The 26,574-nt window shown below is 67.5% G+C and carries 30 protein-coding genes; 11 read left to right on the top strand and 19 right to left on the bottom strand.

Translation table 11 applies throughout. The features are described from left to right. Both RTO53_RS11340 and RTO53_RS11335 read left to right on the top strand, forming a co-directional pair. Positions 1-177: uracil phosphoribosyltransferase (locus tag RTO53_RS11340; RefSeq protein ID WP_312237883.1), on the top strand; the 177-nt coding region annotated here is incomplete at its 5' end. Positions 178-330: 153 nt separating this feature from the next. Further along, positions 331-615: a PsiF family protein gene (locus tag RTO53_RS11335; protein WP_312237882.1), complete on the top strand. Its 285-nt coding sequence runs from the start codon at positions 331-333 to the stop codon at positions 613-615. Positions 616-807: 192 nt separating this feature from the next. On the opposite strand, the gene RTO53_RS11330 is transcribed toward RTO53_RS11335, so the two are convergent. The 6 genes from RTO53_RS11330 to rsmD all read right to left on the bottom strand — a co-directional run bounded on the left by RTO53_RS11330 (position 808) and on the right by rsmD (position 5,605). Next, positions 808-1,695 (bottom strand): MBL fold metallo-hydrolase, encoded by an 888-nt coding sequence (locus RTO53_RS11330; protein ID WP_312237881.1) that lies wholly within the window; start codon positions 1,693-1,695, stop codon positions 808-810. Between the two features lie 101 nt (positions 1,696-1,796). After that, positions 1,797-3,539, bottom strand: a complete 1,743-nt coding sequence (gene ggt, locus RTO53_RS11325; RefSeq protein ID WP_312237880.1) for a gamma-glutamyltransferase — start codon at positions 3,537-3,539, stop codon at positions 1,797-1,799. After that, positions 3,536-3,817: a YfhL family 4Fe-4S dicluster ferredoxin gene (locus RTO53_RS11320; RefSeq protein ID WP_228887506.1), complete on the bottom strand. Its 282-nt coding sequence runs from the start codon at positions 3,815-3,817 to the stop codon at positions 3,536-3,538. The genes ggt and RTO53_RS11320 overlap by 4 nt, the downstream gene beginning before the upstream one ends. 125 nt (positions 3,818-3,942) lie before the next feature. Then, positions 3,943-4,434 carry a hypothetical protein gene (locus RTO53_RS11315; RefSeq protein WP_256774056.1) on the bottom strand — a complete coding sequence of 164 codons (492 nt, stop codon included), beginning with the start codon at positions 4,432-4,434 and terminating at the stop codon, positions 3,943-3,945. Positions 4,435-4,482: 48 nt separating this feature from the next. Then, entirely contained in the window at positions 4,483-4,992 is a 510-nt protein-coding gene (gene coaD, locus RTO53_RS11310; protein WP_312237879.1) for a pantetheine-phosphate adenylyltransferase, read from the bottom strand. A 7-nt stretch (positions 4,993-4,999) separates the two neighbouring features. Beyond that, positions 5,000-5,605 (bottom strand): 16S rRNA (guanine(966)-N(2))-methyltransferase RsmD, encoded by a 606-nt coding sequence (gene rsmD / locus RTO53_RS11305; RefSeq protein WP_312237878.1) that lies wholly within the window; start codon positions 5,603-5,605, stop codon positions 5,000-5,002. Positions 5,606-6,043: 438 nt separating this feature from the next. Between rsmD and htpG the strand changes: the two genes are divergently transcribed. Then, positions 6,044-7,942: a molecular chaperone HtpG gene (gene htpG / locus RTO53_RS11300; protein ID WP_312237877.1), complete on the top strand. Its 1,899-nt coding sequence runs from the start codon at positions 6,044-6,046 to the stop codon at positions 7,940-7,942. A 241-nt stretch (positions 7,943-8,183) separates the two neighbouring features. On the opposite strand, the gene RTO53_RS11295 is transcribed toward htpG, so the two are convergent. After that, positions 8,184-8,480, bottom strand: coding sequence for a hypothetical protein (locus tag RTO53_RS11295; RefSeq protein ID WP_312237876.1), 297 nt, complete (start codon positions 8,478-8,480; stop codon positions 8,184-8,186). 190 nt (positions 8,481-8,670) lie between these two features. Between RTO53_RS11295 and ftsY the strand changes: the two genes are divergently transcribed. The 3 genes from ftsY to RTO53_RS11280 all read left to right on the top strand — a co-directional run bounded on the left by ftsY (position 8,671) and on the right by RTO53_RS11280 (position 11,703). Further along, a complete protein-coding gene (ftsY, locus tag RTO53_RS11290; RefSeq protein ID WP_312237875.1) occupies positions 8,671-10,137 on the top strand; it encodes a signal recognition particle-docking protein FtsY in 1,467 nt (488 codons plus the stop codon). 152 nt (positions 10,138-10,289) lie between these two features. Further along, a complete protein-coding gene (mutY, locus tag RTO53_RS11285; protein ID WP_312237874.1) occupies positions 10,290-11,429 on the top strand; it encodes an A/G-specific adenine glycosylase in 1,140 nt (379 codons plus the stop codon). 4 nt (positions 11,430-11,433) lie between these two features. Next, positions 11,434-11,703 carry an oxidative damage protection protein gene (locus tag RTO53_RS11280; protein WP_128095612.1) on the top strand — a complete coding sequence of 90 codons (270 nt, stop codon included), beginning with the start codon at positions 11,434-11,436 and terminating at the stop codon, positions 11,701-11,703. Between the two features lie 33 nt (positions 11,704-11,736). Here the strand turns inward: RTO53_RS11280 and RTO53_RS11275 are convergent, their stop codons facing one another. The 11 genes from RTO53_RS11275 to RTO53_RS11225 form a co-directional block, all read right to left on the bottom strand. Beyond that, positions 11,737-12,201 (bottom strand): DUF6491 family protein, encoded by a 465-nt coding sequence (locus tag RTO53_RS11275; RefSeq protein WP_312237873.1) that lies wholly within the window; start codon positions 12,199-12,201, stop codon positions 11,737-11,739. A gap of 87 nt (positions 12,202-12,288) precedes the next feature. Further along, positions 12,289-13,002, bottom strand: a complete 714-nt coding sequence (lolD, locus tag RTO53_RS11270; protein ID WP_312237872.1) for a lipoprotein-releasing ABC transporter ATP-binding protein LolD — start codon at positions 13,000-13,002, stop codon at positions 12,289-12,291. Further along, a complete protein-coding gene (locus RTO53_RS11265; protein ID WP_312237871.1) occupies positions 12,995-14,236 on the bottom strand; it encodes a lipoprotein-releasing ABC transporter permease subunit in 1,242 nt (413 codons plus the stop codon). Before RTO53_RS11265 ends, lolD begins: the two co-directional genes overlap by 8 nt. Before the next feature lie 23 nt (positions 14,237-14,259). After that, the gene (locus tag RTO53_RS11260) at positions 14,260-14,709 is read right to left on the bottom strand and encodes a hypothetical protein (protein ID WP_312237870.1); all 450 of its coding nucleotides are present in this window, start codon (positions 14,707-14,709) and stop codon (positions 14,260-14,262) included. Further along, entirely contained in the window at positions 14,660-14,908 is a 249-nt protein-coding gene (locus RTO53_RS11255) for a succinate dehydrogenase assembly factor 2 (protein ID WP_128095617.1), read from the bottom strand. The genes RTO53_RS11260 and RTO53_RS11255 overlap by 50 nt, the downstream gene beginning before the upstream one ends. Before the next feature lie 127 nt (positions 14,909-15,035). Then, positions 15,036-15,821, bottom strand: coding sequence for a succinate dehydrogenase iron-sulfur subunit (locus tag RTO53_RS11250; RefSeq protein ID WP_038689041.1), 786 nt, complete (start codon positions 15,819-15,821; stop codon positions 15,036-15,038). Between the two features lie 16 nt (positions 15,822-15,837). Continuing rightward, a complete protein-coding gene (locus RTO53_RS11245; RefSeq protein WP_312237869.1) occupies positions 15,838-15,972 on the bottom strand; it encodes a hypothetical protein in 135 nt (44 codons plus the stop codon). A gap of 12 nt (positions 15,973-15,984) precedes the next feature. Further along, positions 15,985-17,775: a succinate dehydrogenase flavoprotein subunit gene (gene sdhA, locus RTO53_RS11240; protein WP_256774069.1), complete on the bottom strand. Its 1,791-nt coding sequence runs from the start codon at positions 17,773-17,775 to the stop codon at positions 15,985-15,987. A gap of 31 nt (positions 17,776-17,806) precedes the next feature. Beyond that, a complete protein-coding gene (gene sdhD / locus RTO53_RS11235) occupies positions 17,807-18,193 on the bottom strand; it encodes a succinate dehydrogenase, hydrophobic membrane anchor protein (RefSeq protein WP_088432212.1) in 387 nt (128 codons plus the stop codon). Then, a complete protein-coding gene (gene sdhC / locus RTO53_RS11230) occupies positions 18,190-18,582 on the bottom strand; it encodes a succinate dehydrogenase, cytochrome b556 subunit (protein ID WP_256774070.1) in 393 nt (130 codons plus the stop codon). The genes sdhD and sdhC overlap by 4 nt, the downstream gene beginning before the upstream one ends. Positions 18,583-18,638: 56 nt before the next feature. Then, complete coding sequence (locus RTO53_RS11225) at positions 18,639-18,812, bottom strand: DUF1674 domain-containing protein (protein ID WP_256774071.1); 174 nt, start codon at positions 18,810-18,812, stop codon at positions 18,639-18,641. A 39-nt stretch (positions 18,813-18,851) separates the two neighbouring features. Here RTO53_RS11225 and RTO53_RS11220 point away from each other — a divergent pair, with 39 nt between their 5' ends. After that, positions 18,852-19,715 (top strand): folate-binding protein, encoded by an 864-nt coding sequence (locus RTO53_RS11220; protein WP_312237868.1) that lies wholly within the window; start codon positions 18,852-18,854, stop codon positions 19,713-19,715. Positions 19,716-19,910: 195 nt separating this feature from the next. Here RTO53_RS11220 and ugpC read toward each other — a convergent pair whose 3' ends face one another. Beyond that, positions 19,911-21,002: a sn-glycerol-3-phosphate ABC transporter ATP-binding protein UgpC gene (gene ugpC / locus RTO53_RS11215; RefSeq protein WP_312237867.1), complete on the bottom strand. Its 1,092-nt coding sequence runs from the start codon at positions 21,000-21,002 to the stop codon at positions 19,911-19,913. Positions 21,003-21,354: 352 nt separating this feature from the next. Between ugpC and zwf the strand changes: the two genes are divergently transcribed. From zwf to edd, 4 genes are read left to right on the top strand one after another with little or no spacing between them, the layout of a single operon-like run. Continuing rightward, entirely contained in the window at positions 21,355-22,791 is a 1,437-nt protein-coding gene (zwf, locus tag RTO53_RS11210; protein ID WP_312237866.1) for a glucose-6-phosphate dehydrogenase, read from the top strand. Then, a complete protein-coding gene (gene glk, locus RTO53_RS11205; protein ID WP_312237865.1) occupies positions 22,788-23,795 on the top strand; it encodes a glucokinase in 1,008 nt (335 codons plus the stop codon). The genes zwf and glk overlap by 4 nt, the downstream gene beginning before the upstream one ends. Continuing rightward, complete coding sequence (gene pgl / locus RTO53_RS11200; protein ID WP_312237864.1) at positions 23,792-24,514, top strand: 6-phosphogluconolactonase; 723 nt, start codon at positions 23,792-23,794, stop codon at positions 24,512-24,514. The genes glk and pgl overlap by 4 nt, the downstream gene beginning before the upstream one ends. Positions 24,515-24,559: 45 nt before the next feature. Beyond that, a complete protein-coding gene (edd, locus tag RTO53_RS11195; protein WP_312237863.1) occupies positions 24,560-26,476 on the top strand; it encodes a phosphogluconate dehydratase in 1,917 nt (638 codons plus the stop codon). Positions 26,477-26,574 lie beyond the last annotated feature (98 nt).

The following is a 26,574-nucleotide window of genomic DNA, read 5'->3' as shown; positions in this document are numbered from 1 at the left end:
ATCAAGGGCATTTTCCTGGTAGCCGCGCCCGAGGGCATCGCTGCCGTCCAGGCCGTGCATCCTGACGTGGAGATCTACACCGCCGCCATCGATGCCCGCCTCAACGAGAAGGGCTACATCCTGCCGGGCCTGGGCGATGCCGGCGATCGCATCTTCGGTACCCGCCTGGTTGGCTGATCGCCGCCGCAGCTGTCCCGGTGGCCGCCTCCAGCCGCCGGGAGACGCAGGGCGGCCTGCCGCGCCGTTGACGTCACACCGGTAATTTCACGTCATCTGCTCATGCCAGGGCAGAAGCTGCGCGCACCATCAACCCGTGCGTGGAGCGTTGCCATGAAGACCGTGTCCCTGCTGGCCTGCCTGCTGTTGATCGCCAGCCCCGTGATGGCCAGCGCCGCCACGCCACAGCAACAACGCATGGCCGACTGTTCGGCCAAGAACAAGGGCAAGACCGGCGAGGACTACAAGTCCGCGCAGAAGGCCTGCCTGAGCGGCCCCGCTCCGGCGGCGTCCACGCCGCAGGAACGCATGAAAAGCTGCAACGCCGATGCCGCCACCAGGAAGCTGGCCGGCGATGCGCGCAAGACCTTCATGAGCAGTTGCCTGAAGGCGCATTGATGGCCGGGTAAAGGTCGACCGACATCCCGAGGGTGCGGCCGAACGGTCGGCACCTCATGCCCCGGTAGTGCCGGCCGCTGGCCGGCTGCTCTCGATCCTGTCGGAGACTTCGTGGAGCCGGCCAGCGGCCGGCACTACCCGATGCTGTCGGAGGCTACGTGGAGCCGGCCAGGGGCCGGCACTACCCTCGGGTTACGCCAGGGCGCGGGCTTTCAATTCGCCTTGCTCATGGACGGTGCCGAAGCGGCCTTTCTCATCGCGGGCCACCTGCGCCAGCGCGCATTGCGGGTCGTGGGTAAAGAACAGGTGCACGTTGCGGGCCAGTTTGTCTTCCAGGAAGCTGCGCTTCTCGTCGATCAGCAACTCGGCGTTGCGGTCGTAGCCCATGGTGATCGGCACATGCACCCATGAGCGCCCGGGAATCAGATCGGCGCAGAAGACCACGCCGCCACGTGCCTGGCCGTCGGCCTGCTCGGGGCCGACGATCTCGGCCAGCATCAGGCCCGGGGTATGCCCATCGCTGAAACTGAAACGCACACTGCTGCCCAGCGCCTTCGAATACGGCCCGTCCACGATCTCCAGCCGGCCGCTGGCCTGCAGCAGTGCGGGCAGCTCCGGAATGAAGCTGGCGCGGTCGCGCGGGTGCGGGTGCAGGGCGCGCTGCCAGTGCTCGGCACCGACCAGGAAGGTCGCATTGGGGAACAGCAGTTCGGGCTCGCGGCCTTCGCTCCACTGCGCCAGCAGGCCGCCGGCGTGGTCGAAGTGCAGGTGGCTGAGCACCACCACGTCGATGTCCTCATGCTCGAAGCCGGCCTCGCGCAGCGACTCCATCAGCACGTGTCGCGGCTCCTGTACGCCATAGCGCTCGCGCAGCTTCGGCTCGAAGAATGCACCGATACCGGTTTCAAACAGCACGGTCTTGCCGGCCAGCGGACTGGCCAGCAGCGCCCGGCAGGCCAGCTCGATCCGGTTCAGATCGTCCGGTGCCGCCCATTTTTCCCAGACCGCGCGCGGCGCATTGCCGAACATCGCACCGCCGTCCAGCTTCTGTGTGTTGCCGCGTATCGACCATAGTTTCATCGGTAAATTATCCGGCGCGGCGCGTTAAATATTCGCTAGGCGCGCATAACGAAAAACCCCGCCAGGCGGCGGGGTCTCGAACGCATCCACAGTGTCCGGGATCAGCGGCCAGCGGCCGCGGTGACCGCCGCGCTGCCCACCGGGTTGCGCGGATCGCTGCCGCCGCTGAGCACGTTGCTGCGGCGATCCCACTCCACCGTCTGCAGGTTGCCCCACACGTGACTGGAGCCACGGCCGCCTTCGGCGCTGTCGCCGGGCAGTTCGATCTTGTGGCCCATCGCCTGCAACTGCTTGATGGTGTCCACCGACAGCGCGCCGGTTTCGGCCGAGATCTCGTCCGGCAGCCACTGGTGGTGGTAGCGCGGCAATGCGGCCACCTGCTGCGCGCTGAGGCCGTCGTCGTAACCGAGGATGCCCAGCAGCACCATGGTGATGATGCGGCTGCCGCCCGGCGTGCCCAGCACCACCACCTTGTCCGGCGACTCCATGAAGGTCGGGGTCATCGAGCTGAGCATGCGCTTGCCCGGCTTGGGCGCGTTGGCTGCATAGCCCATCACCCCGAACGCATTGGGGGTGCCCGGCTTCAGCGCGAAGTCGTCCATCTCGTTGTTCAGCAGCACGCCGGTGCCCTTGGGAATCAGGCCCGAGCCGTACAGCAGGTTCACCGTCTGGGTGGCGCCAACACGGTTGCCGTCGCGGTCGATGATGGAGAAATGCGTGGTCTCATCGTCTTCCAGCGGGGTCGGATTGCCCGACAGCAGGTCGCTCGGCGTGGCCTTTTCCGGGTGGATGGTGGCCCGCAGGCCCTGCGCGTAATCCTTGCTGGTCAGCACTTTCTGCGGGATCTGCACGAAGTCCGGATCGCCCAGGAAGAAGGTACGGTCGCGGTAGGCGCGGCGCATCGCTTCCACCACCAGGTGGGTACGGTGTGCTTCATCCATCGACTTCAGGTCCCAGCCTTCCAGGATCTGCAGCATCGCCGCCAACGCGATGCCACCGGAGGACGGCGGCGAAGCGGTGGTGATCTTCCAGTCGCGGTAGTTGAACACGATCGGTTCGCGCAGCTTGACCCGGTAACCGGCCAGCTCCTCGGCGGTCCAGCGGCCACCGGCCTGCTTCACGCCAGCCAACAAGGCCTTGCCGGTCTGGCCGCGATAGAAACCATCGAAGCCCTGCGCGGCCAGCCGCTCCATCGTCGCCGCCAGTTCCGGCTGACGGAACACATCGCCCTCGGCGATCGGCTTGCCATTGCGCAGGTACACCTCGCGGGTGCCGGGGTAGCGCTCCATCACCTCGCGGCGCGAAGCGTAGCCCTTGGCCATGCGCGCATACACCGGGAAGCCTTCACTGGCGATGCGGATCGCCGGGCCCAGCGAGGTCCGCAGCGGCAGCTTGCCGTGCTTGCTGGACAGTTCCACCAGCGCTGCCGGCAGGCCGGGAATACCCGCCGACCACGGACCGTTGACCGAGCGGTCGCGGTCCAGCTCGCCCTTCTTGTCCAGGAAGGCCGCTTCATTGGCCGACTGCGGCGCGGTCTCGCGCGCATCCAGCATCACGTCCTTGCCGGTGGCCGCGTCGTGCAGCAGGAAGAAGCCGCCGCCGCCCAGCCCGGAGCTGATCGGCTCGACCACCGCCAGCGTCGAAGACACCGCCACCGCCGCGTCGAAGGCGTTGCCGCCCTTGGCCAGGATCTCCATGCCGGCCTCGGTGGCCAGGTGGTGACCGCTGGCGATCGCCGCGCCGTCAGGGTGACTGGCCAGGGAACCCTGCGCAGGCGCGGCGGACCATGCCACCGGGGACCAGAGCAGGACGAGCAGCAACCAACGACGCGACAACGTATTCATTCGGATGGGGGCTCCGCATAAAGTTCGGGATGGTCGCGCTGCAGACCGTACAACTTCGCCAGCAGGGCGTCCTGGGTTTCCGGGATGTCCGGATCGGGATCGATGCATTCCACCGGGCAGACGACCACGCACTGGGGTTCGTCGAAATGTCCCACGCACTCGGTGCAGCGGGCCGGATCGATCACGTAGATGGTTTCACCCATCGAGATGGCCTGGTTGGGACAGGCGGGCTCACACACGTCACAGTTGACGCAGAGCTCATTGATTTTCAGCGACATGGCGTTACTCCACGCCCACGCCGGCGGATGAGGACCGACCCGCGCCATGGCGCAGGCCGGTCATCGGCGGCTTCCCGGAAGAAGCCGCCCGGGCCACGCCACAGGCGCGGCCGCCACTGCACGGGTTACTTGGCTTCTACGAAGATGTACTCGGCGCCGGTCGGCTGCACGATGGACTGCACGCGGGCGTTGTCAGCGGCCTTGCCGATGAACACCACGCGCACGCCCTTCATCGAGTCGGCCGGCACGTCCTTGAACACGGCCTGGATCATGTCGGCCATCTTCGAGGAAGCCGACGAACCGAAGGCCAGCATGTTGCCCGGCTGGATGCCGCGCGCGACGGCCTGGGTGGCGCTTTCAACCTGGCGCTCGTACTTGGCGGCGAACTCCGGATCGGACTCCGGCGAGAGGTAGTACAGGAACGGGCTGTTGGTGATGTTGCCCATGTTCTGCACGGCCACGGCCTGCAGGTACTTCTTCCAGCCGGCGTCGTCATTGGCGTCCGGGGCGACCAGCGCCTGCTGGGCTTCGGCAACCGGAGCGGCCTCTTCCTTCTTGCAGGCGGTGAAGGCCAGCGCGAACGACGCGATCAACATGGCACGCATGGTGTTGTTCATGGAATTCCTCCCTTGGTGATTCTTGGTATGTATGGGTCTGACAGGTTTTTACGACGGGCCCGACTTCGCTTCGCGGACCTTGCGCAGCGCCTCGAGCACCGAGGCGGGCACGAAGCCGGACACGTCGCCGCCCAGCCGGGCGATCTCGCGGACCAGCGAAGACGAAATGAAGCTGTGCTGCTCGGCCGGGGTCAGGAACAGGGTCTCGACCTCCGGGATCAGATGGCGGTTCATGCTCGCCATCTGGAACTCGTATTCGAAATCGGACACCGCGCGCAGACCGCGCAGCAGCACCCCGCCATGCACCGAGCGCACGAAATGCGCCAGCAGCGTATCGAACCCGATCACATCCACGTTGCGGTTGTGCCCCAGCGCCTCGCGCGCCAGCTGGACGCGCAGCTCCAGCGGCAGCGTCGGGCCCTTGGACGGGCTCTGCGCCACGCCGACCACCACCTTTTCAAACAACGGCGCAGCCCGGTTCACCAGGTCGATGTGACCATTGGTGATCGGATCGAAGGTGCCCGGGTACACGGCAATGCGGCGGTTGGCCACGGTCATACGGCAGCTACACGTTGTGATCTGGTGAAAGTGTAGCAGCGGCGCGGCGGTACAGGGCAAAACGGACCTCGCGGGTGCCCCCTTCCCGGTGCAGCAGCCACGGCGCCGGTACCCGCGGTGCCTGCTCGGCCGGTGCCTCCAGATACAGCCAGGCATCGGCGGCCAGATGCGGCCCCAGCCCGGCCAGCACCTGATCCCACAGCCCGGCCGCGAACGGCGGGTCCACGAACACGATATCGGCCTGCCCGGCCGGCGCCTGCGCCAGCCACTGCAGCGCATCGGCCTGCACCACCTGCACCTGCCCCTGCGCGCCCAGCTTCGCCACCGATTCGCGCAGCTGCCGGGACAACGCCACATCGCGCTCCACCAGCGTCGCCTGCGCCGCCCCGCGCGACACCGCCTCCAGCCCCAGCGCCCCGCTCCCGGCGAACAGGTCCAGCACCCGCGCCCCGCCGATGCGCGGCATCAGCCAGTTGAACAGCGTCTCGCGCACCCGGTCGCTGCTCGGCCGCAACCCCGGCGACAACGGCACCGGCAGTTTCGTCCCGCGCCACTTGCCGCCGATGATCCGCACCTGGCCCACGGCCGCCGCCACCGGCTGGCGCGGTTTCATGCGTAGCTCCAAGAGGAAAGTGCGGACGGGTCGAACAGGCGGGAGCAGGTCATGAGCACGAAGATCAGGCGATTCATGGCGCCATTCTAGGCGGTCCGGCCACTGTCTCCACCACGCTCTCCGATACCGTCACCAGGAGCAGCCACGCATGGCGTGGCTCTACCCGCGTCACACCAAACGCCTGCCAGAGGCCGGTGGGGGTGCGGTCCCGGGACCGTTGGGCAACATGGATGTTGCCACGAGGCTCCATCGACGGATTTACGCCGTGTCCCGGGACCGCACCCGCGCCGGCCTCCGCCGAGGACGTACAGGTGCCGGGCGCTTGCCTTGGATTCAGCCGAGGCTTCTGCTCACGCTCTTGAATTCGGGACAATCCACCCCTACCCCTTGACCAGCCGCCGCGCCGGGCGCGGCATCGTCCAAGGAGAACCGCCACTCATGACCGAGCAGACCCAAAAGCAGACCCTGGGCTTCCAGACCGAAGTCAAGCAGCTGCTGCAGCTGATGATCCACTCGCTGTACTCCAACAAGGAAATCTTCCTTCGCGAGCTGATCTCCAACGCCGCCGATGCCTCCGACAAGCTGCGTTTCGAAGCGCTGACTCAGCCGGCCCTGCTTGAGAACGACGGCGACCTGCGCATCCGCGTCAGCTTCGATGCCGACGCCCACACCCTTACCATCGACGACAACGGCATCGGCATGAGCCGCGAAGACGCCATCGCCCACCTTGGCACCATCGCCAAGTCCGGCACAGGCGACTTCCTGCGCCAGCTCTCCGGCGACCAGAAGAAGGATTCCCAGCTCATCGGCCAGTTCGGTGTGGGCTTCTACAGCGCCTTCATCGTCGCCGACCAGGTTGACGTCTATTCCCGCCGCGCCGGCCTGCCCGCCAGCGAGGGCGTGCATTGGTCCTCGCGCGGTGAGGGCGAGTTCGACGTCGAAGCCATCGACAAGCCCGAGCGCGGCACCCGCATCGTCCTGCAGCTCAAGGACGACCAGCAGGACTTCGCCGACGGCTGGCGCCTGCGCAGCATCATCAAGAAGTATTCGGACCACATCGGCCTGCCGATCCAGATGGTCAAGGAACACCACGGCGAGGACGCCCCGGCCGAGGTCGAATGGGAAACCGTCAACCGCGCCAGCGCGTTGTGGACCCGTCCGCGCAGCGAGATCACCGACGCCGAGTACCAGGAGTTCTACAAGCACGCCGCACACGACCACCAGGACGCACTGGCCTGGAGCCACAACAAGGTCGAAGGCAAGCTCGAGTACACCTCCCTGCTGTACGTCCCCGGCCACGCCCCGTTCGACCTGTACCACCGCGACGCGCCCAAGGGCCTGAAGCTGTACGTGCAGCGCGTGTTCGTCATGGACCAGGCCGAGCAGTTCCTGCCGATGTACCTGCGTTTCATCAAGGGCGTGGTCGATTCCAACGACCTGTCCTTGAACGTGTCGCGCGAAATCCTGCAGTCCGGCCCGGTCATCGACTCGATGAAGTCGGCGCTGACCAAGCGCTCGCTGGACATGCTCGACAAGCTCGCCACCGACAAGCCCGAGGTCTATGCCGGCTTCTGGAAGCAGTTCGGCCAGGTGCTCAAGGAAGGCCCCGCGGAAGATTTCAACAACCGCGAGAAGATCGCCGGCCTGCTGCGCTTCGCCTCCACCCATGACGCCAGCGGCGAGCAGAGCGTGTCGCTGGCCGATTACGTCGGCCGCATGATCGACGGCCAGGACAAGATCTACTACCTGACCGGCGACAGCCACACCCAGGTCAAGGACAGCCCGCACCTGGAAGTGTTCCGCAAGAAGGGCATCGAAGTGCTGCTGCTCACCGACCGCATCGACGAATGGCTGATGGGCTACCTCACCGAATTCGACGGCAAGTCCTTCGCCGACGTCGCCCGTGGCGACCTCGACCTGGGCGCGCTGGAAAGCGCGGAAGACAAGCAGGCGCAGGAAGCCGTGGCCAAGGACAAGCAGGCCCTGGTCGAACGCATCAAGACCGCACTGGGTGACGACGTGGCGGCCGTACGCGTCTCGCACCGCCTCACCGACTCCCCGGCGATCCTGGCCATCGGCGAACAGGACCTGGGCATGCAGATGCGCCAGATCCTGGAAGCCAGCGGCCAGAAGGTGCCCGACAGCAAGCCGGTGTTCGAGTTCAACCCCGGCCACCCGTTGATCGGCAAGCTGGACCAGGAAGCCGACGACGCCCGCTTCGACGATCTCAGCCGGGTGCTGTTCGACCAGGCCGCGCTGGCCGCCGGCGACACGCTGAAGGACCCGGCCGCCTACGTGCGCCGGCTCAACAAGCTGCTGCTGGAGTTGTCGGCGTAACGGCGACGCGAGACCACCGTGACGGCCGCTGGCCGGCTTGGGAACCCGGGTAATGCCGGCCGCTGGCTGGCTCTTGGGAACCCAGGTAATGCAGGCCGTTCGCTGGCTCCTGGGAACCCGGGTAGTGCCGGCCGCTGGCCGGCTCCTGGGAACCCGGGTAGAGCCGGCCAGCGGTCGGCACTACCCGTGATTGCGGGGAGCCGGCCAGCGGGCGCCACCTGTCAGCTGCGTCGACGCGGCCTCAGGCGCGCTCGTCCAGCAACGCGCCGAGCATCTGGTCGCTGCGGCGAAGCACGGTGGCGTTGGCAGTGAACGCCAGCACCGCTTCCTTCGCGGCGAGCAGGTCTGAAACCGGTGCGCCAGGATCGGGGGCATCCTCGACCAGACCGGCCTCCACCCCGCCTCCGACCACCGGGGTCTGAGCCACCCCGATCCGGGCGGAACCCTCCACCGGCAGACGCGCCACGTTGGCCGCAGCGGCCTGCACGCCCAGGCTTGCGGCACGCATCCCCGCACTGGCAATGGACATCACGTTCACGCTGCTGCACTCCACGATGCATGGCCCACGTCCGATGACGCAGGCATCCAAAGCCGTTAACGGCTGCAATCCCAACGTCTGTAGAGCCGACCGTTGGTCGGCTGCCCGCCGACACTGCACCACCCCACGTTCGCACTGCCGTCCAAGGGCGCAGTGGTAGCATATCCCCCTGATTTCAGCGCCGAATCCAATGCTCAGTTTCTTCCGTCGCAAAAAGCCCCAGGACGCTCCGCAGGACGCGCCCAAGACCCAGCACTACTCGGCCGAAGAGCTGGCAGCGGCGTTCCCGCAGGCCAGTGAAGACGGTCCTTCAGCGCCCGCGCCCGTCCAGCCGCCCGCCGCCGCGGTTCCCGGCGTCTCCGTGCCGGTGGCCGCGCCTGCGCCAGCGGCGGTAGCACCGGTTGCGCCCGTGGAAGCGGCGCCGCCGGTACTGCCCGTGGTCCCGACCCCGGCCGCAGCAGTCCGGGAAGCACCTGCGACACCGACTACGCCGATCGTAGCGGCCCCTGCCGCGCCGACTACGCCGATCGCAGCGGCCCCTGCCGCACCGACTACGCCGGTTGTAACGCCCCCCGCTGCACCGACCGCCCCGGTCGCCCAGACCGCCCCGGTGGTCATCGCCGAACCGATCGCCGCCCCGCTGCCGCCGCCGGTGCTGGTCGCCAGCGAGATCGTGCAGGAAGCCGCGCAGCCGCTGGCCAGCGTGCCTGATGACAACAGCGCCCCCGCCGCCGCGCCGGGCAAGCCCGGTTGGCGCGACCGGCTGCGCAACAGCGTCATCGCGCGCAGCTTCGGCGGCCTGTTCTCGCGCAACCCCAAGCTCGACGACGACCTGCTGGACGAGCTGGAAACCGCACTGATCACCGCCGACGTTGGCGTCGGTGCGACCACCGCACTGGTCGAAGGCCTGCGCAAGCGCATGAAGGCGCGCGAATTCGCCGATGCCACTGCGCTGCTGGCCGCGCTGCGCGGCGAGCTCATCGCGATCCTGCAGCCGGTGTCCAGGCCGCTGGTCATCGACCGTACCGCCAAGCCGTTCGTGGTGCTCACCGTCGGCGTCAACGGGGTCGGCAAGACCACCACCATCGGCAAGCTGGCCAAGCGCTTCAAGGACGACGGCCACAGCCTGATGCTGGCCGCCGGCGACACCTTCCGCGCTGCCGCCGTGGCCCAGTTGCAGGCCTGGGGCGAGCGCAACGGCGTGGCCGTGATCGCGCAGGGCCAGAATGCCGACGCCGCGTCGGTGGCGTTCGATGCCCTGCAGGCCGGCAAGGCGCGCGGCACCGAGGTGCTGATCGCCGACACCGCCGGCCGCCTGCACACCCAGGGCGGGCTGATGAACGAACTGGGCAAGATCCGCCGCGTCCTGGGCAAGCTCGACCCGGCCGCCCCGCATGAAGTGCTGATGGTCATCGACGGCACCACCGGCCAGAACGCGCTCTCGCAGCTGCGTCAGTTCCATGCCGCGGTCAACGTGACCGGGCTGGTGGTGACCAAGCTGGACGGCACCGCCAAGGGCGGCGTGGTGTTCGCGCTGGCCCGCGAGTTCAACATTCCGATCCGCTTCGCCGGCATTGGTGAGCGTCCCGAAGACCTGCGCGTGTTCGACCCGGAAGCCTTCGTCGACGCCCTGCTGCCCGACGCACTGGGCGGCTGACCGAACAGCGCGCGGGCGCACGCACCGCGCGTCGGATAGAGCCACCCCATGGGTGGCTGCTCGACCAGGTCCGGCCAGTGCGTCCCGCTGCCGACGCCGTCAACGCCGCCGCAGCCACCCATGGGGTGGCACTACCTTCTTGCGGAACCCCCATGCCACGCCAGCCATCCGCCAGCGCCCACGCTCCCACCGACGATGCCTTCGTCGCGCGCCTGCTGCCGTGGTTCGACGGCCACGGCCGGCACGACCTGCCGTGGCAGCACCCGCGCTCGCCCTACCGGGTATGGCTGTCGGAGATCATGCTGCAGCAGACCCAGGTCAGCACGGTCATCCCCTACTTCCTGAAATTCCTGCAGGTGTTCCCCACCCTGCCCGCGCTGGCGGCCGCCAGCAACGATGCGGTGATGGCGCAGTGGGCCGGGCTGGGCTACTACGCCCGCGCGCGCAACCTGCATGCGGCGGCCAAGCGCTGTGTAGCGCTGCACGGCGGCGAGCTGCCGCGCGATGCCGATGCGCTGCACGCGCTGCCGGGCATCGGCCGCAGCACGGCGGGCGCGATCCTCAGCCAGGCCTGGAACGACCGCTTTGCGATCCTCGACGGCAACGTCAAGCGCGTGCTGACCCGTTACCACGGCATCGAGGGGTTCCCCGGCCTGCCGGCGGTGGAGAAAGTGCTGTGGGCGTTGGCCGAAGCGCACGTACAGCACGTGCCCGCCGCGCGCCTGGCCGATTACACCCAGGCGCAGATGGACCTGGGCGCGACGATCTGCACCCGCAGCCGGCCCGCGTGCGCGATCTGCCCGCTGCAGGACGACTGCGTGGCACGCCGCGAAGGTCGCGCGGACCAGCTGCCCACGCCCAAGCCGAGCAAGACCCTGCCAGAACGCGAGGCGGTTGCACTGTTGCTGCGCGATGGCAGCGACCGGGTACTGCTGCAGAAGCGCCCGGACACCGGCATCTGGGCGCAGCTGTGGACGCTGCCGCAGGCCGACAGCGGCATCCAGCTGCAGGACTGGTTCGACGCGCACATCGACGGCTCGCTGGAAGACGCGGAGCCCCTGCCCGTGCTGCAGCACACCTTCAGCCATTACCGGCTGCACCTGCAGGTACTGGTGCGCCGGGTGCAGGGCCTGCGCGTGGAAGATCCCGGACTGCGTTGGGTCGATGCGCAGGCGCTTGCCACGCTCGGCCTGCCCGCCCCGATCCGCAAGCTGCTGGAGACCGGCGCACCGCCCGCATCGCCCAAGCGCCGTACAATGCGACGCGCACCATCCCCAGCCGATTCCGAGTAAGCCCATGCCCCGCACCGTTTTCTGCCAGTACGAACAACGCGACACCGAAGGCCTGGACTTCGTGCCCTATCCCGGCGAGTTGGGCCAGCGCATCTTCAATGGCATCGGCAAGAGCGCCTGGAGCGCCTGGCTGGCGCACCAGACCATGCTGATCAACGAAAACCGGCTGTCGCCGCGCGATCCCAAGCATCGCGCGTTCCTGGAAACCGAGCTGGTCAAGTACCTGTTCGAGAAGGACGCCGAGAAGCCGGCCGGATTCATCCCCGAAGCGTGATTTGCGCGGTGCGGGCCAACGACCGGCACCGGTTTATTTCGCCGGCGCGGCCTGGCCTTCCTCGCGCTCCTGCACCTGCGCCTGGCGCAGTTGCTTCTCCGACGAGCGCAGGGCCTGCACATCCAGCTTGCGGATGCTGTCGATGAAGCACGGCATGTTCATCGGGCCAGGCGTGGGATCGCGCACCAGCACCTTGTCGAAGCGTGCCGAGACCCGCCCGACCCTGCTGGTCAGGGCGATCGCCGGCGCGTAGTCCAGGCCCTGGCACGGTCCGCGCAGTTCCAGCAGGTAGCCTTCGCTGGGACGCGTCCACACCGCCAGCGCACTGTCGCCCAGTTCGGTCCAGCCCGACAACGATCCATACAGCGGCATGTCCTGCTGCGGCGGGCCGGAATGGGCACGGTACAGCGCCAGACGCTGCTCGCCACTCAGGCGGCCGGTGGTGGCGCAGCCGACCAGGGTCAGGCACAGCACAGCGGTTGCGGTCAGGGTCTTCATGGCGCCTCCATCGGGGATGAATGCGCCGATGATGCACCCATCGCGTGAGGCCGGCGACACGGTCGCGCCGGCCATTCAGCGGCCAGCTCAGACCTGGCTGTGGGCCAGTGCGTGCAGGCGCCCTTCGCGCAGTTCCAGCACGCGGTCGAGCTTGCGCGCCAGGCTGCGGTCATGGGTCACCAGCACCAGGCTGGTGTGGTACGCACGGTTCAATTCCAGCATCAGCTCGAACACGGTGCCGGCGGTCTTGTCGTCCAGGTTGCCGGTCGGCTCATCGCCCAGCACGCACGCCGGCCGGTTGACCAGCGCGCGCGCCACCGCGGCACGCTGGCGCTCGCCGCCGGACAGCTCGCCGGGCTTGTGCTCCAGCCGATGCCCCAGCCCGACCGACTCGAGCAGGGCCTGTGCGCGGCTCTTCGCCGCCGCCACGTCCTGGCCACCGAGCAGCACCGGCATCATTACGTTTTCCAGCGCGGTGAATTCCGGCAGCAGGTGGTGGAACTGGTACACAAAGCCCAGTGCGCGGTTGCGCAGCTGGCCACGCTGTCCGTCGGACAGCCCGGACATGCGCTGGCCGGCCACGAACACCTCCCCGGCGGTCGGCGTATCCAGCCCGCCCAGCAGGTGCAGCAGGGTGCTCTTGCCGGCGCCGGAGGCACCGATGATCGCCACCGTCTCGCCGGCGGTCACGCCCAGGTCCAGGCCATTGAACACCGGGGTCTGCATGCGACCTTCGGCATAGGTCTTGGCCAGCCCTTCGGCGCGGATCACTTCATCGCCGCGGTTGATCGGCTCATTCATAGCGCAGGGCCTCCGCCGGCTGGGTGCGGGCGGCGCGCCACGCGGGGTACAGCGTGGCCAGGAAGCTCATGGCCAGCGCGATCACGGTAATGACGATGATGTCCGGGGTCTGCATGTCGGTCGGCAGGCCGGTGATGTAGTAGACGTCCTCGGGCAGCAGCTTGACGTTGAACAGGGTTTCGATCGCACCGAGGATGCGCTCCAGGTTCAAGGTCAGGGTGATGCCGCCGATCACCCCGGCCACGGTGCCGATGATGCCGATCAGCGAGCCCTGCACCATGAACACCTGCATCACCCCGCCCGGGGTGAGCCCCAGCGTCCGCAGGATGGCGATGTCTGCCTGCTTGTCGGTGACCAGCATCACCTGCGAAGACACCAGGTTGAACGCGCCCATGGCGATGATCAGCGAGAGCAGGATGCCCATCACCACCTTCTCCATGCGCAGCGAGTGGTACAGGTTGGCGTTCTGCTGGGTCCAGTCGCTGACCCGGTAGCCGCCGCCCAGGGTGTGGGCCAGGTCCACGCCCACGTCCAGCGCCTTGTCCATGTCATGCAGCTTCAGCCGCACGCCGGTGACTCCGTCCATGCGCAGCACGCGCTCCAGGTCGGCCATGTTGGCGAACGCCACGCCCTTGTCGATTTCGTTGTAGCCGGCCTCGAAGATGCCGCTGACGGTGAAGCGCTTCAGCCGCGGCATCGCCCCGACCGGGGTTCCCTGCACTTCGGCCAGCGTCACCAGCACGGTGTCGCCGACATCCACGCCCAGCCAGATCGCCAGCTCCTTGCCCACCAGCAGGTTGTAGCTGCCGGGTGTGAGGCTGTCGAAGCTGCCCTTGACCAGTTTCTGGTTGATCACCGAAACGCCCGGCTCCAGCGCCGGATCGATGCCCTGCACGATCGCGCCCTGCACGCGCGGACCGCTGAGCATGGCCTGGATCTCGATGTACGGCGCGGCACCGGCCACGCGCGGATCCTTTTTGGCCGTATCCACCGCACGCTGCCAGTCCGACATCGGCGCGCCGTCGGTGGTGATGGTGGTATGGGCGGTCATCTGCAGCAGGCGGTCGCGGATTTCCTTCTGGAAACCGCTCATCACCGCCAGCGTGGTGATCAGCACGGTCACGCCCAGCGCGATCCCGAGGATGGAGGCCATCGAAATGAAGGAGATGAAACCGTTGCGGCGTTTGGCGCGCAGATAGCGCAGACCGATTGAAACAGGGATGGGTTTGAACATGCAGGTGCGCCGGACAATTCAGGCTATGGTGCCACTGCCGGACGTGAACGGGAAATGCAGCGTGCGCGCACGGCCAGACGCAGTTCACGTCGCGACGCCGGGGCCAGCGTATCGGGCCAGAACAGCCGCCAGCGACGTCGCCCCTGGTGGCGCCACGCCAGCTGCAGCAGCACCCCGCGATCGGACAGCTGCAGGTCCTGGACAGCCTTGCCGTCCACCTGCGCCAAGGCCTCGCCGGGCAGGATCACGATGCGCTGCGCCGGGGTCCGCCAATACCGCCACGCCTCGGCAGCGCCCAGCACCAGGGCCAGCAGCGATGCGGGCCAGCGCAGCCCGGCGGGCAGGTCACTGCTGCACAGCGCCCACGGCGCCAACGCGGTGATCAGCAGCTGCGCGCCGCACTGCCAGCGCGACGGGCGCCATTCAAGCCGGCAGGGCGCGGATCCGGGCGATGAGCGCGGCGGGCTGGGCATGCGGGCACTCCTCGTAACCCATGAACCAGCGCCACAACTTATCGTCCTCGCTCTCCAGCAGGAACAGGAAAACCTCGCGCTCTTCGGTAGGGGCCTGCAGCCAGCAACGGTCCAGGTAACGGCCGAACAGCTGGTCCAGTTCGCGCATGCCGCGGCGGCAACGCCAGCGCAGCTTCTTCAATTCAGTGGCTTCGTCCATCGACGTGGATGCATCCGTATAAGGCGGCGACCGCCGGGTCGCCTGAAACGACAGCGGCACCGGACCTTCCGGTCGGTGCCGCCGATGTCGCCCGCGCCTGCGCGCGAGCGGTGCTGGAACCACTCAATCAGGCGCGGCGCGCCATCATCAGCTTCTTGATCTCGGCAATGGCCAGCGCCGGGTTCAAGCCCTTCGGGCAGGTCCGCGAGCAGTTCATGATGGTGTGGCAGCGATACAGCTTGAACGGGTCTTCCAGCTCGTCCAGGCGCGCACCGGTGTCTTCATCGCGCGAGTCGACGATCCAGCGGTAGGCCTGCAGCAGGATCGCCGGGCCCAGGTAACGCTCGCCGTTCCACCAGTAGCTCGGGCAGCTGGTGGAGCAGCACGCGCACAGGATGCACTCGTACAGGCCGTCGAGCTTCTTGCGGTCTTCCGGCGACTGCAGGCGCTCACGATCCGGCGGCGGCGGGGTCTGGGTACGGATCCACGGCTTGATCGAGGCGTACTGCGCGTAGAAGTGGGTCAGGTCCGGGACCAGATCCTTGACCACGCTCATGTGCGGCAGCGGGTAGATCGGCACTTCGGCCTTGCCGCAGTCGGCGATGGCGCGGGTGCAGGCCAGCGTGTTGGTGCCGTCGATGTTCATCGCGCACGAACCGCAGATGCCCTCGCGGCACGAACGACGGAAGGTCAGGGTCGGGTCGACCTCGTTCTTGATCTTGATCAGCGCGTCCAGAACCATCGGGCCGCAGCTGTCCAGGTCGATCTCGTACGTGTCGGTGCGCGGGTTGCTGTCGTCGTCGGGACTCCAGCGGTAGATCTTGAAAGTGCGCGTGTTCTTCGCACCGCTCTTGGCGGGGAAGTGCTTGCCCTTTCCGATCTTGGAATTCTTGGGGAGGGAAAACTCTGCCATGGCTGTTCTCGTTGGCTCAGGCGGCTCGCGCTGCGAAGCAGGCGCGGGTAGCACGGAAGATGAGGAAGTCGACACCGCCGGCCAGCGGCGCACGCGCCACCCCACCCGGGTGGGTGGCGATGGTCGCGAGCGCTGCGTGGACGGAGGTCATGCCGCAGGTCTCTTAGTAAACGCGCGGCTTGGGCGGCACCACGTCCACGTCCTTGCTCAACGTGTACATGTGCACCGGACGGTAGTCGAAGCTGCACTTGCCGTTGTCGTCGACGTTGACCAGCGTGTGCTTCTGCCAGTTGACGTCGTCGCGGTCCGGGAAGTCCTCATGCGCATGCGCGCCACGGCTTTCCTTGCGCTGTTCGGCCGAGTTGATCGTCGCCACCGCGTTGAGCAGCAGGTTGTTCAGCTCGTAGGTTTCGATCAGGTCCGAGTTCCACACCAGCGAGCGGTCGGTCACCTTGACGTCCTGGAAGGAGTCGAAGATCTCGGACATCTTGGCGCAGCCCTCTTCCAGCGTCTTGCTGGTACGGAACACCGCTGCATCGTTCTGCATGGTGCGCTGCATGTTGTCGCGGATCACCGAGGTCGGGGTGTCGCCGTTGGCGTAACGCAGCTTGTCCAGCAGGCCCAGCGCCTTGTCGCACGCATCCGACGGCAGGGTCTTGTGCGGCGCGCCGGACTTGATGGTTTCGGCGCAACGGTTGGCCACCGCACGACCGAACACGACCAGGTCCAGCAGCGAGTTGGAGCCCAGGCGGTTGGCACCGTGCACGGAGACGCAGGCCGCTTCGCCGATCGCGTACAGGCCCGGCACCACCGCATCGGGGTTGTCGCCGACCTTGCGCACGACTTCGCCGTGGTAGTTGGTCGGGATGCCGCCCATGTTGTAGTGCACGGTCGGGATGACCGGGATCGGCTGGGAGTGCACGTCCACGCCGGCGAAGATGCGCGCGCTTTCGGCGATACCCGGCAGCTTGTCGTCGATCACGCCCGGGCCGAGGTGGGTCAGGTCGAGCAGGATGTGGTCCTTGTGCTCGCCCACGCCGCGGCCTTCGCGGATTTCAATGGTCATCGAACGCGACACCACGTCGCGCGAAGCCAGATCCTTGTAGTGCGGTGCGTAGCGCTCCATGAAGCGCTCGCCATTGCTGTTGCGCAGGATGCCGCCTTCGCCACGCACGCCTTCGGTGATCAGGCAGCCGGCGCCGTAGATGCCGGTCGGGTGGAACTGCACGAACTCCATGTCCTGCATCGGCAGGCCGGCACGCATGACCAGGCCGCCGCCGTCGCCGGTGCAGGTGTGGGCCGAGGTGGCGCTGAAGTAGGCGCGGCCGTAGCCGCCGGTGGCCAGCACCACGCCGTGGGCGCGGAACAGGTGCAGCGAGCCGTCGGCCATGTCCAGCGCGAGCACGCCGCGGCAGACGCCTTCGTCATCGAAGATCAGGTCGAGGGCGAAGTACTCGATCATGAAGCGCGCGTTGTGCGCCAGCGACTGCTGGTACAGCGTGTGCAGCATGGCGTGGCCGGTACGGTCGGCGGCGGCGCAGGTACGCTGCGCGGACGGGCCTTCACCGTACTTGGTGGTCATGCCACCGAACGGGCGCTGGTAGATCTTGCCTTCTTCGGTACGGCTGAACGGTACGCCGTAATGTTCCAGTTCGATGATGGCCGGAATCGCTTCGCGGCACATGTACTCGATCGCGTCCTGGTCACCCAGCCAATCCGAGCCCTTGATGGTGTCGAAGAAGTGGTAGCGCCAGTCGTCCTCACCCATGTTGCCCAGCGCGGCGGAGATGCCACCCTGCGCGGCCACGGTGTGCGAGCGGGTCGGGAAGACCTTGGTCAGGCAGACGGTCTGCAGGCCCTTGGCGGCAAGACCGAACGTCGCGCGCAGGCCAGCACCGCCGGCGCCGACCACGACCATGTCGTACTTGTGTTCCGTAATCTTGTAAGCGGACATCTAATCTGGATTCCTGTCTTGGTGCCTGGACTCAGGCAACGCCGAGCGCAATGCGGGCGACCGCAAACACACTGACGATCGCGCCGAGCACGGCGATGAACTTCACCGTGGTCTGCAGCGCCAGGGCCAGCAGCGAGTTGTGGATGTAGTCTTCCAGCACGACCTGCAGGCCGAGCTGGGCGTGCCAGAACATCGCGACCAGGAAGCCGACCAGCAGCACCGCATTCCACGGCTTGGACACCGCGTCGGTGGCGGTCACGTAATCGGCGCCGATCAGGCTCAGCACGAACACCAGGAACCAGATGGTCAGGCCGACCAGCGCGGTGGCGGTCAGGCGCTGCATCACGAAGTGCTCGGTGCCGGTCTTGGCGGCGCCCAGGCCACGCACGTTCTTCAGCGGGGTACGGTACTTGTTCATGCGGCCGCTCCCAGGAAGACGTAGGCCCACACCAGCGCGGTGATCACCAGGCTGGCGAACACCGAGATCCAGCTGCTGCGCACGAAGGCGGGGATGGAGAAGCCGATCGCGAAGTCCTGCACGATATGGCGCAGGCCATTGCACAGGTGGTAGGCGAAGGACCAGGTCCATGCGAACAGGAACAGCTTGCCGTACCAGCTGCCGGCATGGCCGGTGAAGCAGTTCCAGGATTCAGGACCCATCATCAGGGCGAGCAGGCCGCCGGCAATGATCAGGGCTCCAACAGACAGAAAGATGCCGGTGGCTCGATGCAGGATCGAGGTGGCCATCTGGATCTGCCAGCGATACACCTGAAGGTGCGGGGAAAGGGGACGTTCTCTGGCGGCCATTCGCTGGGCTCGTTGTCTCGGCTGGGCGGCGCAATGCCGCGTTGGCTCAATGCTGATCAGAAATCGATGCAGCGTCCGTTTTTCTCCCAGTCTCCATACCGCACCGGATCGAGTCCGCCGCGGCCACCAATCTCCACAGGCACCGCGGGCGTCTCGGGAAGCGGCTGCTTCTCGTCGACCTGCGGGGCATCGGAGTCGGATTCTGGAGTGGGGGTTGTTTGGCCTATCATGGGTGGTCTCGCAACGCACAAATTTTAGACCCCGTTCACGTGCCTGACAACCTGCCCATGGAATTCAACGGCTTTCCGCGCCTCTCCGGTCACCAGCTGCTCAGTCTGGAGGGCCCCGATGCGGCGGCATTTGCCCACGCTCAGTTTTCCAGCGATGTGACCGCCCTGCCCGTGCGGCATTGGCAATGGAGCGCCTGGCTGAGCGCCAAAGGCCGCACCATTGCTGTGTTCCAGCTGATTCGCGTGGACGTGGATACGGTGCTGCTGGTACTCGCCGATGGCGATGCCGATGCGATTGCGTCGCAGTTGCAGCGCTTTGTGTTCCGTCGCAAGGTCAGGATCGCGGTCCGCAATGACCTGATCGTCGCCGGCAGCTTCACCGCACCGGATGCCGCCTCGGGCGCAGCAATCGCTGTACATGGTGAGACGCTGGAGCTGGATGCGGGCAGCGACGCGCTGCCGCGGACGCTGCGCATTGCGCCTGCACATGCCGACATCGGCACCGACGTTGCCGGCGTCGAGCTGGCCTGGCGCCAGTCGGATCTACGCTACGGCGTGCCGCGGCTGGACGTGCCACAGCGCGAACAATGGACGCCGCAGCAGCTCGGCCTGGACCGATTGAACGGCTACAGCGTCAAGAAAGGCTGCTACCCCGGCCAGGAAATCGTGGCCCGCACCCACTTCCTGGGCAAGGCCAAGCGCGCATTGCAGCTGCTGCGCGTGGCCGACGGCGTGGTCAGCGGCGCGCAGGTCCAGCAGAACGGCGCTGCCATCGGCACCCTGGCCAGTGTGGCCGGCGACCTGGCCCTGGCGGTACTGCCGCTGGAGATGGCCGGCGATCCGTTGTCGGTGGACGGCATCGCGGCCGTGCCGCTGCCGTTGCTGGAGGGTCTGGCGCGGTAGGCATCGACCGCTGGTCGATGCATCACGCCCTGAGCGTTGAGTGATGGGCGTGGAGCCGGCCGACGGCCGGCACTGCCGAATCGTGCGGTACCGATCGCGCCCCCCCCGTCACGTGCCCCGGTGGTGCCGGCCGTTGGCCGGCAACGTCATGCGCCCTGGCAGCCTGCGTGCCTTGCCCGCAGCGACCGCGCAACCTCAGTCCGCGTTCAACCGCTCGCCGGTGTCCGCATCGAAGAAGTGCAGCCCCTTCGGGTGGATCGCCACGCGGATGCTCTGGCCGACCTGGGGCAACGCCTGCGGCGCCACGCGCATCACCAGCGCCTGGCCACCACTGGTCATATTGACGAAGATCTCGTTGCCGACCGGCTCGATACCGTCAATGGTCGCCTCGAAGCCCGTCGCATCCTCGGCCGCAGCCGGCTGCAGATGCTCCGGACGCACGCCCACCGCGAGGGTCCTGCCGATCCAGGCCGGATCCACCGTGGCCTGGCCCAGCGGCGCGGTCAGCTGCGCTTCCTGCACCGCGATGCCGCCGTCGGTGCGCTGCAGCGTTCCGCGCAGTACGTTCATCGCCGGGCTGCCGAGGAAACCGGCCACGAACAGGTTGGCCGGACGGTCGTACAGCGCCATCGGCGTATCGATCTGCTGGATCACGCCGTCCTTGAGCACCACGATGCGCTGGCCGAGCGTCATCGCCTCGACCTGGTCGTGGGTCACGTAGATCATCGTGGTGCCGAGCTTGCGATGCAGCTGCGCGATTTCCGTGCGCACGCTGTGGCGCAGCTTGGCGTCCAGGTTGGACAGCGGCTCATCCAGCAGGAACACCGCCGGCTCGCGCACCAGCGCGCGACCCAGCGCCACGCGCTGGCGCTGGCCACCGGACATCGCCTTGGGAAGCTTGTCGAGCATGTCGGTCAGGCCCAGCGTTTCAGCCGCTTCGCTGACGCGCTTGCCGATCGTGGCCTTGTCGTGGCCGCGCAGCTTCAGGCCAAAGGCCAGGTTTTCGGCCACGGTCATGTGCGGATACAGCGCATAGCTCTGGAACACCATGGCGATGTCGCGGTCCTTGGGCGCCACGTCGTTGACCACGCGGTCGCCGATCGTCAGCGTGCCGCCGCTGATCTCCTCCAGGCCGGCGACCATGCGCAGCAAGGTCGACTTGCCACACCCGGACGGCCCGACCAGCACCATCAATTCACCATCGGCCACTTCGAAGGTCGCGCCCTGGACGGCCACCTGGCCGTTGTCGTAGACCTTGCGCACGCCCTGCAACTGCACTTTTGCCATATCACCCATTCCAGTCCGCCCGCTGCCGGGCTGTTGTGCGGAACTGCCTTCGGCCCTCCCGATGGCAGGTCGATGGCGTGGTGCCGCATGACGGCGACCACTGCAATCGAATACAGTCTGCTCATTCTGCCATGTAAACGTTTTCACGTGGCAGTATCCATTGGTCGGTCATGACCGCGACGCATCGACGAGCCCACAGTCTCCCGATCCGACCGCGACATGCCCCATGATGCGCAGGCGCGTGCCTGTTCATGTTGCCTCCGCAACATCGGACATCACGCCCGGCGAGACCCCCGAGAACATAGACGAGAAGCGATTGACAACGATGTCACCCGGATCTGAAACTCGAGCGATGCACGACACCCTCTTCCTGTTCGGCGCCACCGGCGACCTGGCCCAGCGCTACCTGTTCCCCTCCCTGCTGCGCCTGCTTGGCGATGGCCTGCTGCCGGAGGATTTCAAGATCCGCGCACTGGCCCTGTCCCCGCACGATACCGACGGATTCCGCGAAATCCTGCGCCCGCGCCTGCAGCAGGCACTGCCGATGGCCAGCCAGGAAGACATCCACTCGCTGCTGATGCGCATCGACTACCGCTCGGTGGACCTGCGCAATCCCGACTCGGTCGCCGAGTCGGTCAGTGACCTGGTGGACCGCCACTGCGTGAGCTACCTGGCCATTCCGCCGGGCCTGTACATCTCCACCTGCGAAGGCCTGGCCAAGGGCGGCGCCCTGGCCGCGCCGCACCGGTTGATGCTGGAAAAGCCGATCGGCAGCGACAGCGCCAGCGCCGAGGAGATCATCTCCACCATCGGCCAGTGGATCGACGAAGACCGCGTGTTCCGCCTGGATCACTACCTGGGCAAGGCGGCGGTGCAGAACCTGATCGCGCTGCGCTTCGGCAACACGCTGCTGGAAGCGGTCTGGAACCGCAACTACATCGAATCGGTGCACATCCTGGTCGCCGAGAGCGAAGGCGTGGATGGCCGCGATGCCTATTACGCCCGCTCCGGCGCGCTGCGCGACATGGTCCAGAGCCACATCCTGCAGCTGCTCTGCCTGGTGGCGATGGAGCCGCCGGCGTCGCTGGAAGCCGACCGCATCCGCGATGAGAAGGTCAAGGTGCTGCGCGCCCTGCGCCCGCTCGATGCCAAGCACGCCGCCCGCGACAGCGTGCGCGGCCGCTACACCGCCGGCACCATCAACGGCCAGCCCGCACAGGCCTACCAGCCGCCGGAAGGCAGCGACGTGGAAACCTTCGCCGGGGTCACCGCGCACATCGACAACTGGCGCTGGTCCGGCGTGCCGTTCCACCTGGTCACCGGCAAGCGCCTGGCCGAGCGCACCACCCGCGTGGTGGTCACGCTCAAGCCGGTCACGCACTGGCTGTTCGAGCGGCCGCACCGTCGCAACGCCACGCCCAACCGCATCGTGTTCCAGCTGCAGCCGCAGGAGAACATCGAGCTGGGCTTGATGAGCTCGCTGGCCGGCCCGGAATGGGGCGCGCTGGAACTGCATCCGCTGGAACTGGAGCTGTCGGTCCCCACCGGCCTGCATCGCCGCATCGCCTACGAACGCCTGTTCCTGGACGCCTTCAACGGCAACCATGCACTGTTCGTGCGCGATGACGAAGTGCGTGCCGCGTGGGCGTGGATCGACAGCGTCAGCGATGCCTGGAAGGCCGCCAACCTGCCGCTGCAGCCCTACCCTGCCGGCGAATGGGGCCCGGCCGAGGCCGCGGGATTCCTGCCTGCCGAAGTCGATGCCGACCGCAAGGACGGCGACGCATGACGCTGCAGAACCAACCGGTCCTGGTCGCCGACATCGGTGGCACCAACGCCCGCTTCGCCCTCGCCGACACCAGCCTGGATGCCCCGCTGCAGCAGGACAGCATCCGCGAATTCGCGGTCGCTGATTTCCCCTCGCTGGGCGACGCGGCGCAGCACTACCTGGAACAGGTCGGCGCGCAGGCCAAACGCGGCGTGTTCGCCGTGGCCGGGCGCGTGGACGGCGACGAGGCGCGCATCACCAACCACCCGTGGGTGATCTCGCGCAGCCGCACCGCATCGATGCTCGGCTTCGACGAACTGCACCTGATCAACGATTTCGCCGCGCAGGCGATGGCGATCTCGCTGCTGCAGCCGCAGGACGTGGTCCAGGTCGGCGGCGCGGCATGGGTGCCGGGCAAGCCGGGCCAGCCGCGCAACTACGCGGTGATCGGTCCCGGCACCGGGCTCGGCGTGGGCGGGCTGATCCTGCGCCACGGCCGCTGCTATCCGCTGGAGACCGAAGGCGGCCATGTCAGCTTCCCGCCCGGCACGCCGGAAGAAATCCGCATCCTGGAAATCCTCTCCGAACAGTTCGGCCGCGTCTCCAACGAACGCCTGATCTGCGGCCCGGGCTTGGTCAACATCCACCGCGCGGTCTGCGAGATGGCCGACATCGATCCGGGCCAGCTGCAGCCGGTGGATGTCACCGCCCGTGCGCTGCACGGCGACCCGCAGGCGATGCGCACGGTGGATGTGTTCTGCGCGGTGTTCGGCGCCATCGCCGGCGACCTGGTGCTGATGCAGGGCGCCTGGGACGGCGTGTTCCTCACCGGCGGGCTGACCCCGAAGATGCTCGATTCGCTGCAGCATTCCGGCTTCCGCCAGCGCTTCGAACACAAGGGACGCTTCTCTTCGATCATGGCCCGCGTTCCCTCGCTGGCGGTGATGCACCCGCATGCGGGCCTGCTCGGTTCGGCCGCCTATGCCGCCGATGTCGAGCGCGACCTGCCAGGAATCAACGCATGAACACGCTCGACAGCTCCGACCGCTTCACCCTCATCCGCCACGGCGATGCCGACGGCTGGATCGAGGCCATCGCCGCGGAAATGGCGCAGGCGCTCAACCAGGACATCACCACTTTCGGTCGCGCCCGCATGCTGCTGTCCGGCGGCACCACGCCGGCCCCGGTCTACCAGGCGCTGGCCGAGCTTGACGTGCACTGGGACCGGGTCGAAGTGAGCCTGGTCGATGAGCGCTGGCTGTCGCCGCAGGATCGCGACAGCAACGCCTGGCTGGTCCGCGAGAGCTTCCTGGCCCGCGCCGAAGGCGCGCATTTCGATCCGCTGGTGCGGATCGGCAAGCCGCTGCCCGAATGCGTGTACACCGCCAACCTGCAGGCCCAGCACAGCCAGGCGCCGTGCCTGAGCGTGCTCGGCATGGGCAACGACGGCCACACCGCCTCGCTGTTCCCCGGTTCCAGGGACCTCAACCGCGCACTGGAGAGCACCCTGCCCTACGCCGCGCTGGACGCCACCGGTTGCCCCGGTGCCAACCAGTGGCCGTTGCGCATCACGCTCACCCCGCACGGCCTGAAGCAGAGCCGCCAGCGCCTGCTGCTGCTGCGCGGCAAGCAGAAGCTGGAAGTGCTCAAGCACGCGCTGGAAAGCAACAATCCGCAGCTGTATCCCATCCTCAACGCGATCGATCTCGACGGCGCGAAACTGCGCGTCCACTGGTGTGACTGATCTCTCCCGGTGTTGTTCCGTTCGCCCTCTCATAGCCGGTAGCCAATGAGCCTGCATCCCCAACTCCATGCCATCACCCAGCGCATCGTCCAGCGCAGCGTGGCCTCGCGCGCCGCCTACCTTGCCGGGATCGATGCCGCACTGCGCGACGGTCCGTTCCGTTCGCGCCTGAGCTGCGGCAACCTCGCCCACGGCTTTGCCGCCTGTGGCCCGACCGACAAGTCGCGCCTGCGCGGCGGGGTCACCCCGAACCTGGGCATCATCACCGCCTACAACGACATGTTGTCGGCCCACCAGCCGTTCGAACACTACCCGGAAATCCTGCGCCAGACCGCGCGCGACATGGGCGCCACCGCGCAGGTGGCCGGCGGCGTGCCGGCGATGTGCGACGGTGTCACCCAGGGCCGCGGCGGCATGGAGCTGTCGCTGTTCTCGCGCGATGTCATCGCCCAGTCCACCGCGATCGGGCTGAGCCACGACATGTTCGATGCCAGCGTCTACCTGGGCGTGTGCGACAAGATCGTGCCGGGCCTGCTGATCGGCGCGCTGGCGTTCGGCCACCTGCCGGCGATCTTCCTGCCGGCCGGTCCGATGACCCCGGGCATCCCGAACAAGCAGAAGGCCGAAGTGCGCGAGCGCTACGCGGCCGGCCTGGCCAGCCGCGAGGAACTGCTGGAAGCCGAAGCCGCCTCGTACCACGGCGCCGGCACCTGCACGTTCTATGGCACCGCCAACTCCAACCAGACCCTGCTCGAGGCGATGGGCGTGCAGCTGCCGGGCGCATCGTTCGTCAATCCGGACACGCCGCTGCGCGATGCGCTGACCCGTCGCGCCGGTGAGCGTGCACTGGAAATCAGTGCGCTGGGCGATGACTTCCGTCCGCTCGGCCGACTGATCGACGAACGCGCGATCGTCAATGCCGTGGTCACGTTGATGGCCACCGGCGGGTCGACCAACCACACCATCCACTGGATCGCGGTGGCGCGCGCGGCCGGCATCGTGCTGACCTGGGACGACATGGACCAGCTGTCGCAGCTGGTGCCGCTGCTGGCGCGCGTCTACCCCAACGGCGAGGCCGACGTGAACCGTTTCGCCGCCGCTGGCGGCACCGCGTTCGTGTTCCGCGAACTGATGGACGCCGGGCTGATGCACGCCGACCTGCAGACCGTGGCCGAAGGCGGGATGCGCCAGTACGGCCAGGAGCCTGCGCTGCGCGATGGCACGCTGACCTACGTCGACGGTGTGCGCGAAAGCGCCGATCCCGGCGTGGTGCGTGGCGTGGCCGATCCGTTCGAAGCCCAGGGCGGTCTGCGCCTGCTGCGCGGCAACCTGGGCCGTTCGCTGATCAAGCTGTCGGCGGTGAAGCCGGAGTTCCGCACGATCGAAGCGCCGGCGGTGGTCGTCGACGCGCCGCAGGTGCTGAACAAGCTGCACGCGGCCGGCGTGCTGCCGCACGATTTCGTGGCGGTGGTGCGTTACCAGGGGCCGCGTGCCAATGGCATGCCGGAACTGCATTCGCTGGCGCCGCTGCTGGGGCTGCTGCAGAACCAGGGACGGCGTGTAGCGCTGGTGACCGACGGTCGTCTGTCGGGCGCGTCGGGCAAGTTCCCGGCGGCCATCCACATGACCCCGGAAGCGTCGCGCGGTGGTCCGCTGGCGCGGGTGCGCGAGGGCGACATCATCCGCCTGGATGGTGAGGCCGGTACGCTGGAGCTGCTGGTGGATGCGGCGGAGTTCGCCGCGCGCGCACCGGCACCGAACACGGCACCGGCGGCAAACGATCTGGGCCGCAATCTGTTCGCGCTGAACCGGCGCGTGGTAGGTCCGGCCGACCAGGGCGCGATTTCGATTTCGTGCGGGCCGGCGACGGCCGAGGGCGATATCTGGAATTACGACGCCGAGTACGACCTGGGGCGTGATGCGGCGGCGGCGGATGCGCCGCATGAGGCGAAGGACGCCTGAGGCAAACGCAGCGGTTGGTTGTCCTGGCCGAGGCAGCGGTTGGCCCTGATCAGGACACGCCGTAAACCCATCCATGGGGGCTCGCAAGCGGCATCCAT

The organism is Stenotrophomonas sp. (assembly GCF_031995405.1).
Classification (GTDB): Bacteria; Pseudomonadota; Gammaproteobacteria; order Xanthomonadales; family Xanthomonadaceae; genus Stenotrophomonas.
The sequence above is the reverse complement of the archived record's forward strand: the minus strand, read 5'-3'. Positions and strand labels throughout refer to the sequence as shown.

Excerpts from the sequence above, each read along its gene's own strand:
- RTO53_RS11335 (WP_312237882.1), top strand. The coding sequence starts at position 331 with ATGAAGACCGTGTCCCTGCTGGCCTGCCTGCTGTTGATCGCCAGCCCC.
- RTO53_RS11330 (WP_312237881.1), bottom strand. The coding sequence starts at position 1,695 with ATGAAACTATGGTCGATACGCGGCAACACACAGAAGCTGGACGGCGGT.
- ggt (WP_312237880.1), bottom strand. The coding sequence starts at position 3,539 with ATGAATACGTTGTCGCGTCGTTGGTTGCTGCTCGTCCTGCTCTGGTCC.
- RTO53_RS11320 (WP_228887506.1), bottom strand. The coding sequence starts at position 3,817 with ATGTCGCTGAAAATCAATGAGCTCTGCGTCAACTGTGACGTGTGTGAG.
- RTO53_RS11315 (WP_256774056.1), bottom strand. The coding sequence starts at position 4,434 with ATGAACAACACCATGCGTGCCATGTTGATCGCGTCGTTCGCGCTGGCC.
- coaD (WP_312237879.1), bottom strand. The coding sequence starts at position 4,992 with ATGACCGTGGCCAACCGCCGCATTGCCGTGTACCCGGGCACCTTCGAT.
- rsmD (WP_312237878.1), bottom strand. The coding sequence starts at position 5,605 with ATGAAACCGCGCCAGCCGGTGGCGGCGGCCGTGGGCCAGGTGCGGATC.
- htpG (WP_312237877.1), top strand. The coding sequence starts at position 6,044 with ATGACCGAGCAGACCCAAAAGCAGACCCTGGGCTTCCAGACCGAAGTC.
- ftsY (WP_312237875.1), top strand. The coding sequence starts at position 8,671 with ATGCTCAGTTTCTTCCGTCGCAAAAAGCCCCAGGACGCTCCGCAGGAC.
- mutY (WP_312237874.1), top strand. The coding sequence starts at position 10,290 with ATGCCACGCCAGCCATCCGCCAGCGCCCACGCTCCCACCGACGATGCC.
- RTO53_RS11280 (WP_128095612.1), top strand. The coding sequence starts at position 11,434 with ATGCCCCGCACCGTTTTCTGCCAGTACGAACAACGCGACACCGAAGGC.
- RTO53_RS11275 (WP_312237873.1), bottom strand. The coding sequence starts at position 12,201 with ATGAAGACCCTGACCGCAACCGCTGTGCTGTGCCTGACCCTGGTCGGC.
- lolD (WP_312237872.1), bottom strand. The coding sequence starts at position 13,002 with ATGAATGAGCCGATCAACCGCGGCGATGAAGTGATCCGCGCCGAAGGG.
- RTO53_RS11265 (WP_312237871.1), bottom strand. The coding sequence starts at position 14,236 with ATGTTCAAACCCATCCCTGTTTCAATCGGTCTGCGCTATCTGCGCGCC.
- RTO53_RS11260 (WP_312237870.1), bottom strand. The coding sequence starts at position 14,709 with ATGCCCAGCCCGCCGCGCTCATCGCCCGGATCCGCGCCCTGCCGGCTT.
- RTO53_RS11255 (WP_128095617.1), bottom strand. The coding sequence starts at position 14,908 with ATGGACGAAGCCACTGAATTGAAGAAGCTGCGCTGGCGTTGCCGCCGC.
- RTO53_RS11250 (WP_038689041.1), bottom strand. The coding sequence starts at position 15,821 with ATGGCAGAGTTTTCCCTCCCCAAGAATTCCAAGATCGGAAAGGGCAAG.
- RTO53_RS11245 (WP_312237869.1), bottom strand. The coding sequence starts at position 15,972 with ATGACCTCCGTCCACGCAGCGCTCGCGACCATCGCCACCCACCCGGGT.
- sdhA (WP_256774069.1), bottom strand. The coding sequence starts at position 17,775 with ATGTCCGCTTACAAGATTACGGAACACAAGTACGACATGGTCGTGGTC.
- sdhD (WP_088432212.1), bottom strand. The coding sequence starts at position 18,193 with ATGAACAAGTACCGTACCCCGCTGAAGAACGTGCGTGGCCTGGGCGCC.
- sdhC (WP_256774070.1), bottom strand. The coding sequence starts at position 18,582 with ATGGCCGCCAGAGAACGTCCCCTTTCCCCGCACCTTCAGGTGTATCGC.
- RTO53_RS11225 (WP_256774071.1), bottom strand. The coding sequence starts at position 18,812 with ATGATAGGCCAAACAACCCCCACTCCAGAATCCGACTCCGATGCCCCG.
- ugpC (WP_312237867.1), bottom strand. The coding sequence starts at position 21,002 with ATGGCAAAAGTGCAGTTGCAGGGCGTGCGCAAGGTCTACGACAACGGC.
- zwf (WP_312237866.1), top strand. The coding sequence starts at position 21,355 with ATGCACGACACCCTCTTCCTGTTCGGCGCCACCGGCGACCTGGCCCAG.
- glk (WP_312237865.1), top strand. The coding sequence starts at position 22,788 with ATGACGCTGCAGAACCAACCGGTCCTGGTCGCCGACATCGGTGGCACC.
- pgl (WP_312237864.1), top strand. The coding sequence starts at position 23,792 with ATGAACACGCTCGACAGCTCCGACCGCTTCACCCTCATCCGCCACGGC.
- edd (WP_312237863.1), top strand. The coding sequence starts at position 24,560 with ATGAGCCTGCATCCCCAACTCCATGCCATCACCCAGCGCATCGTCCAG.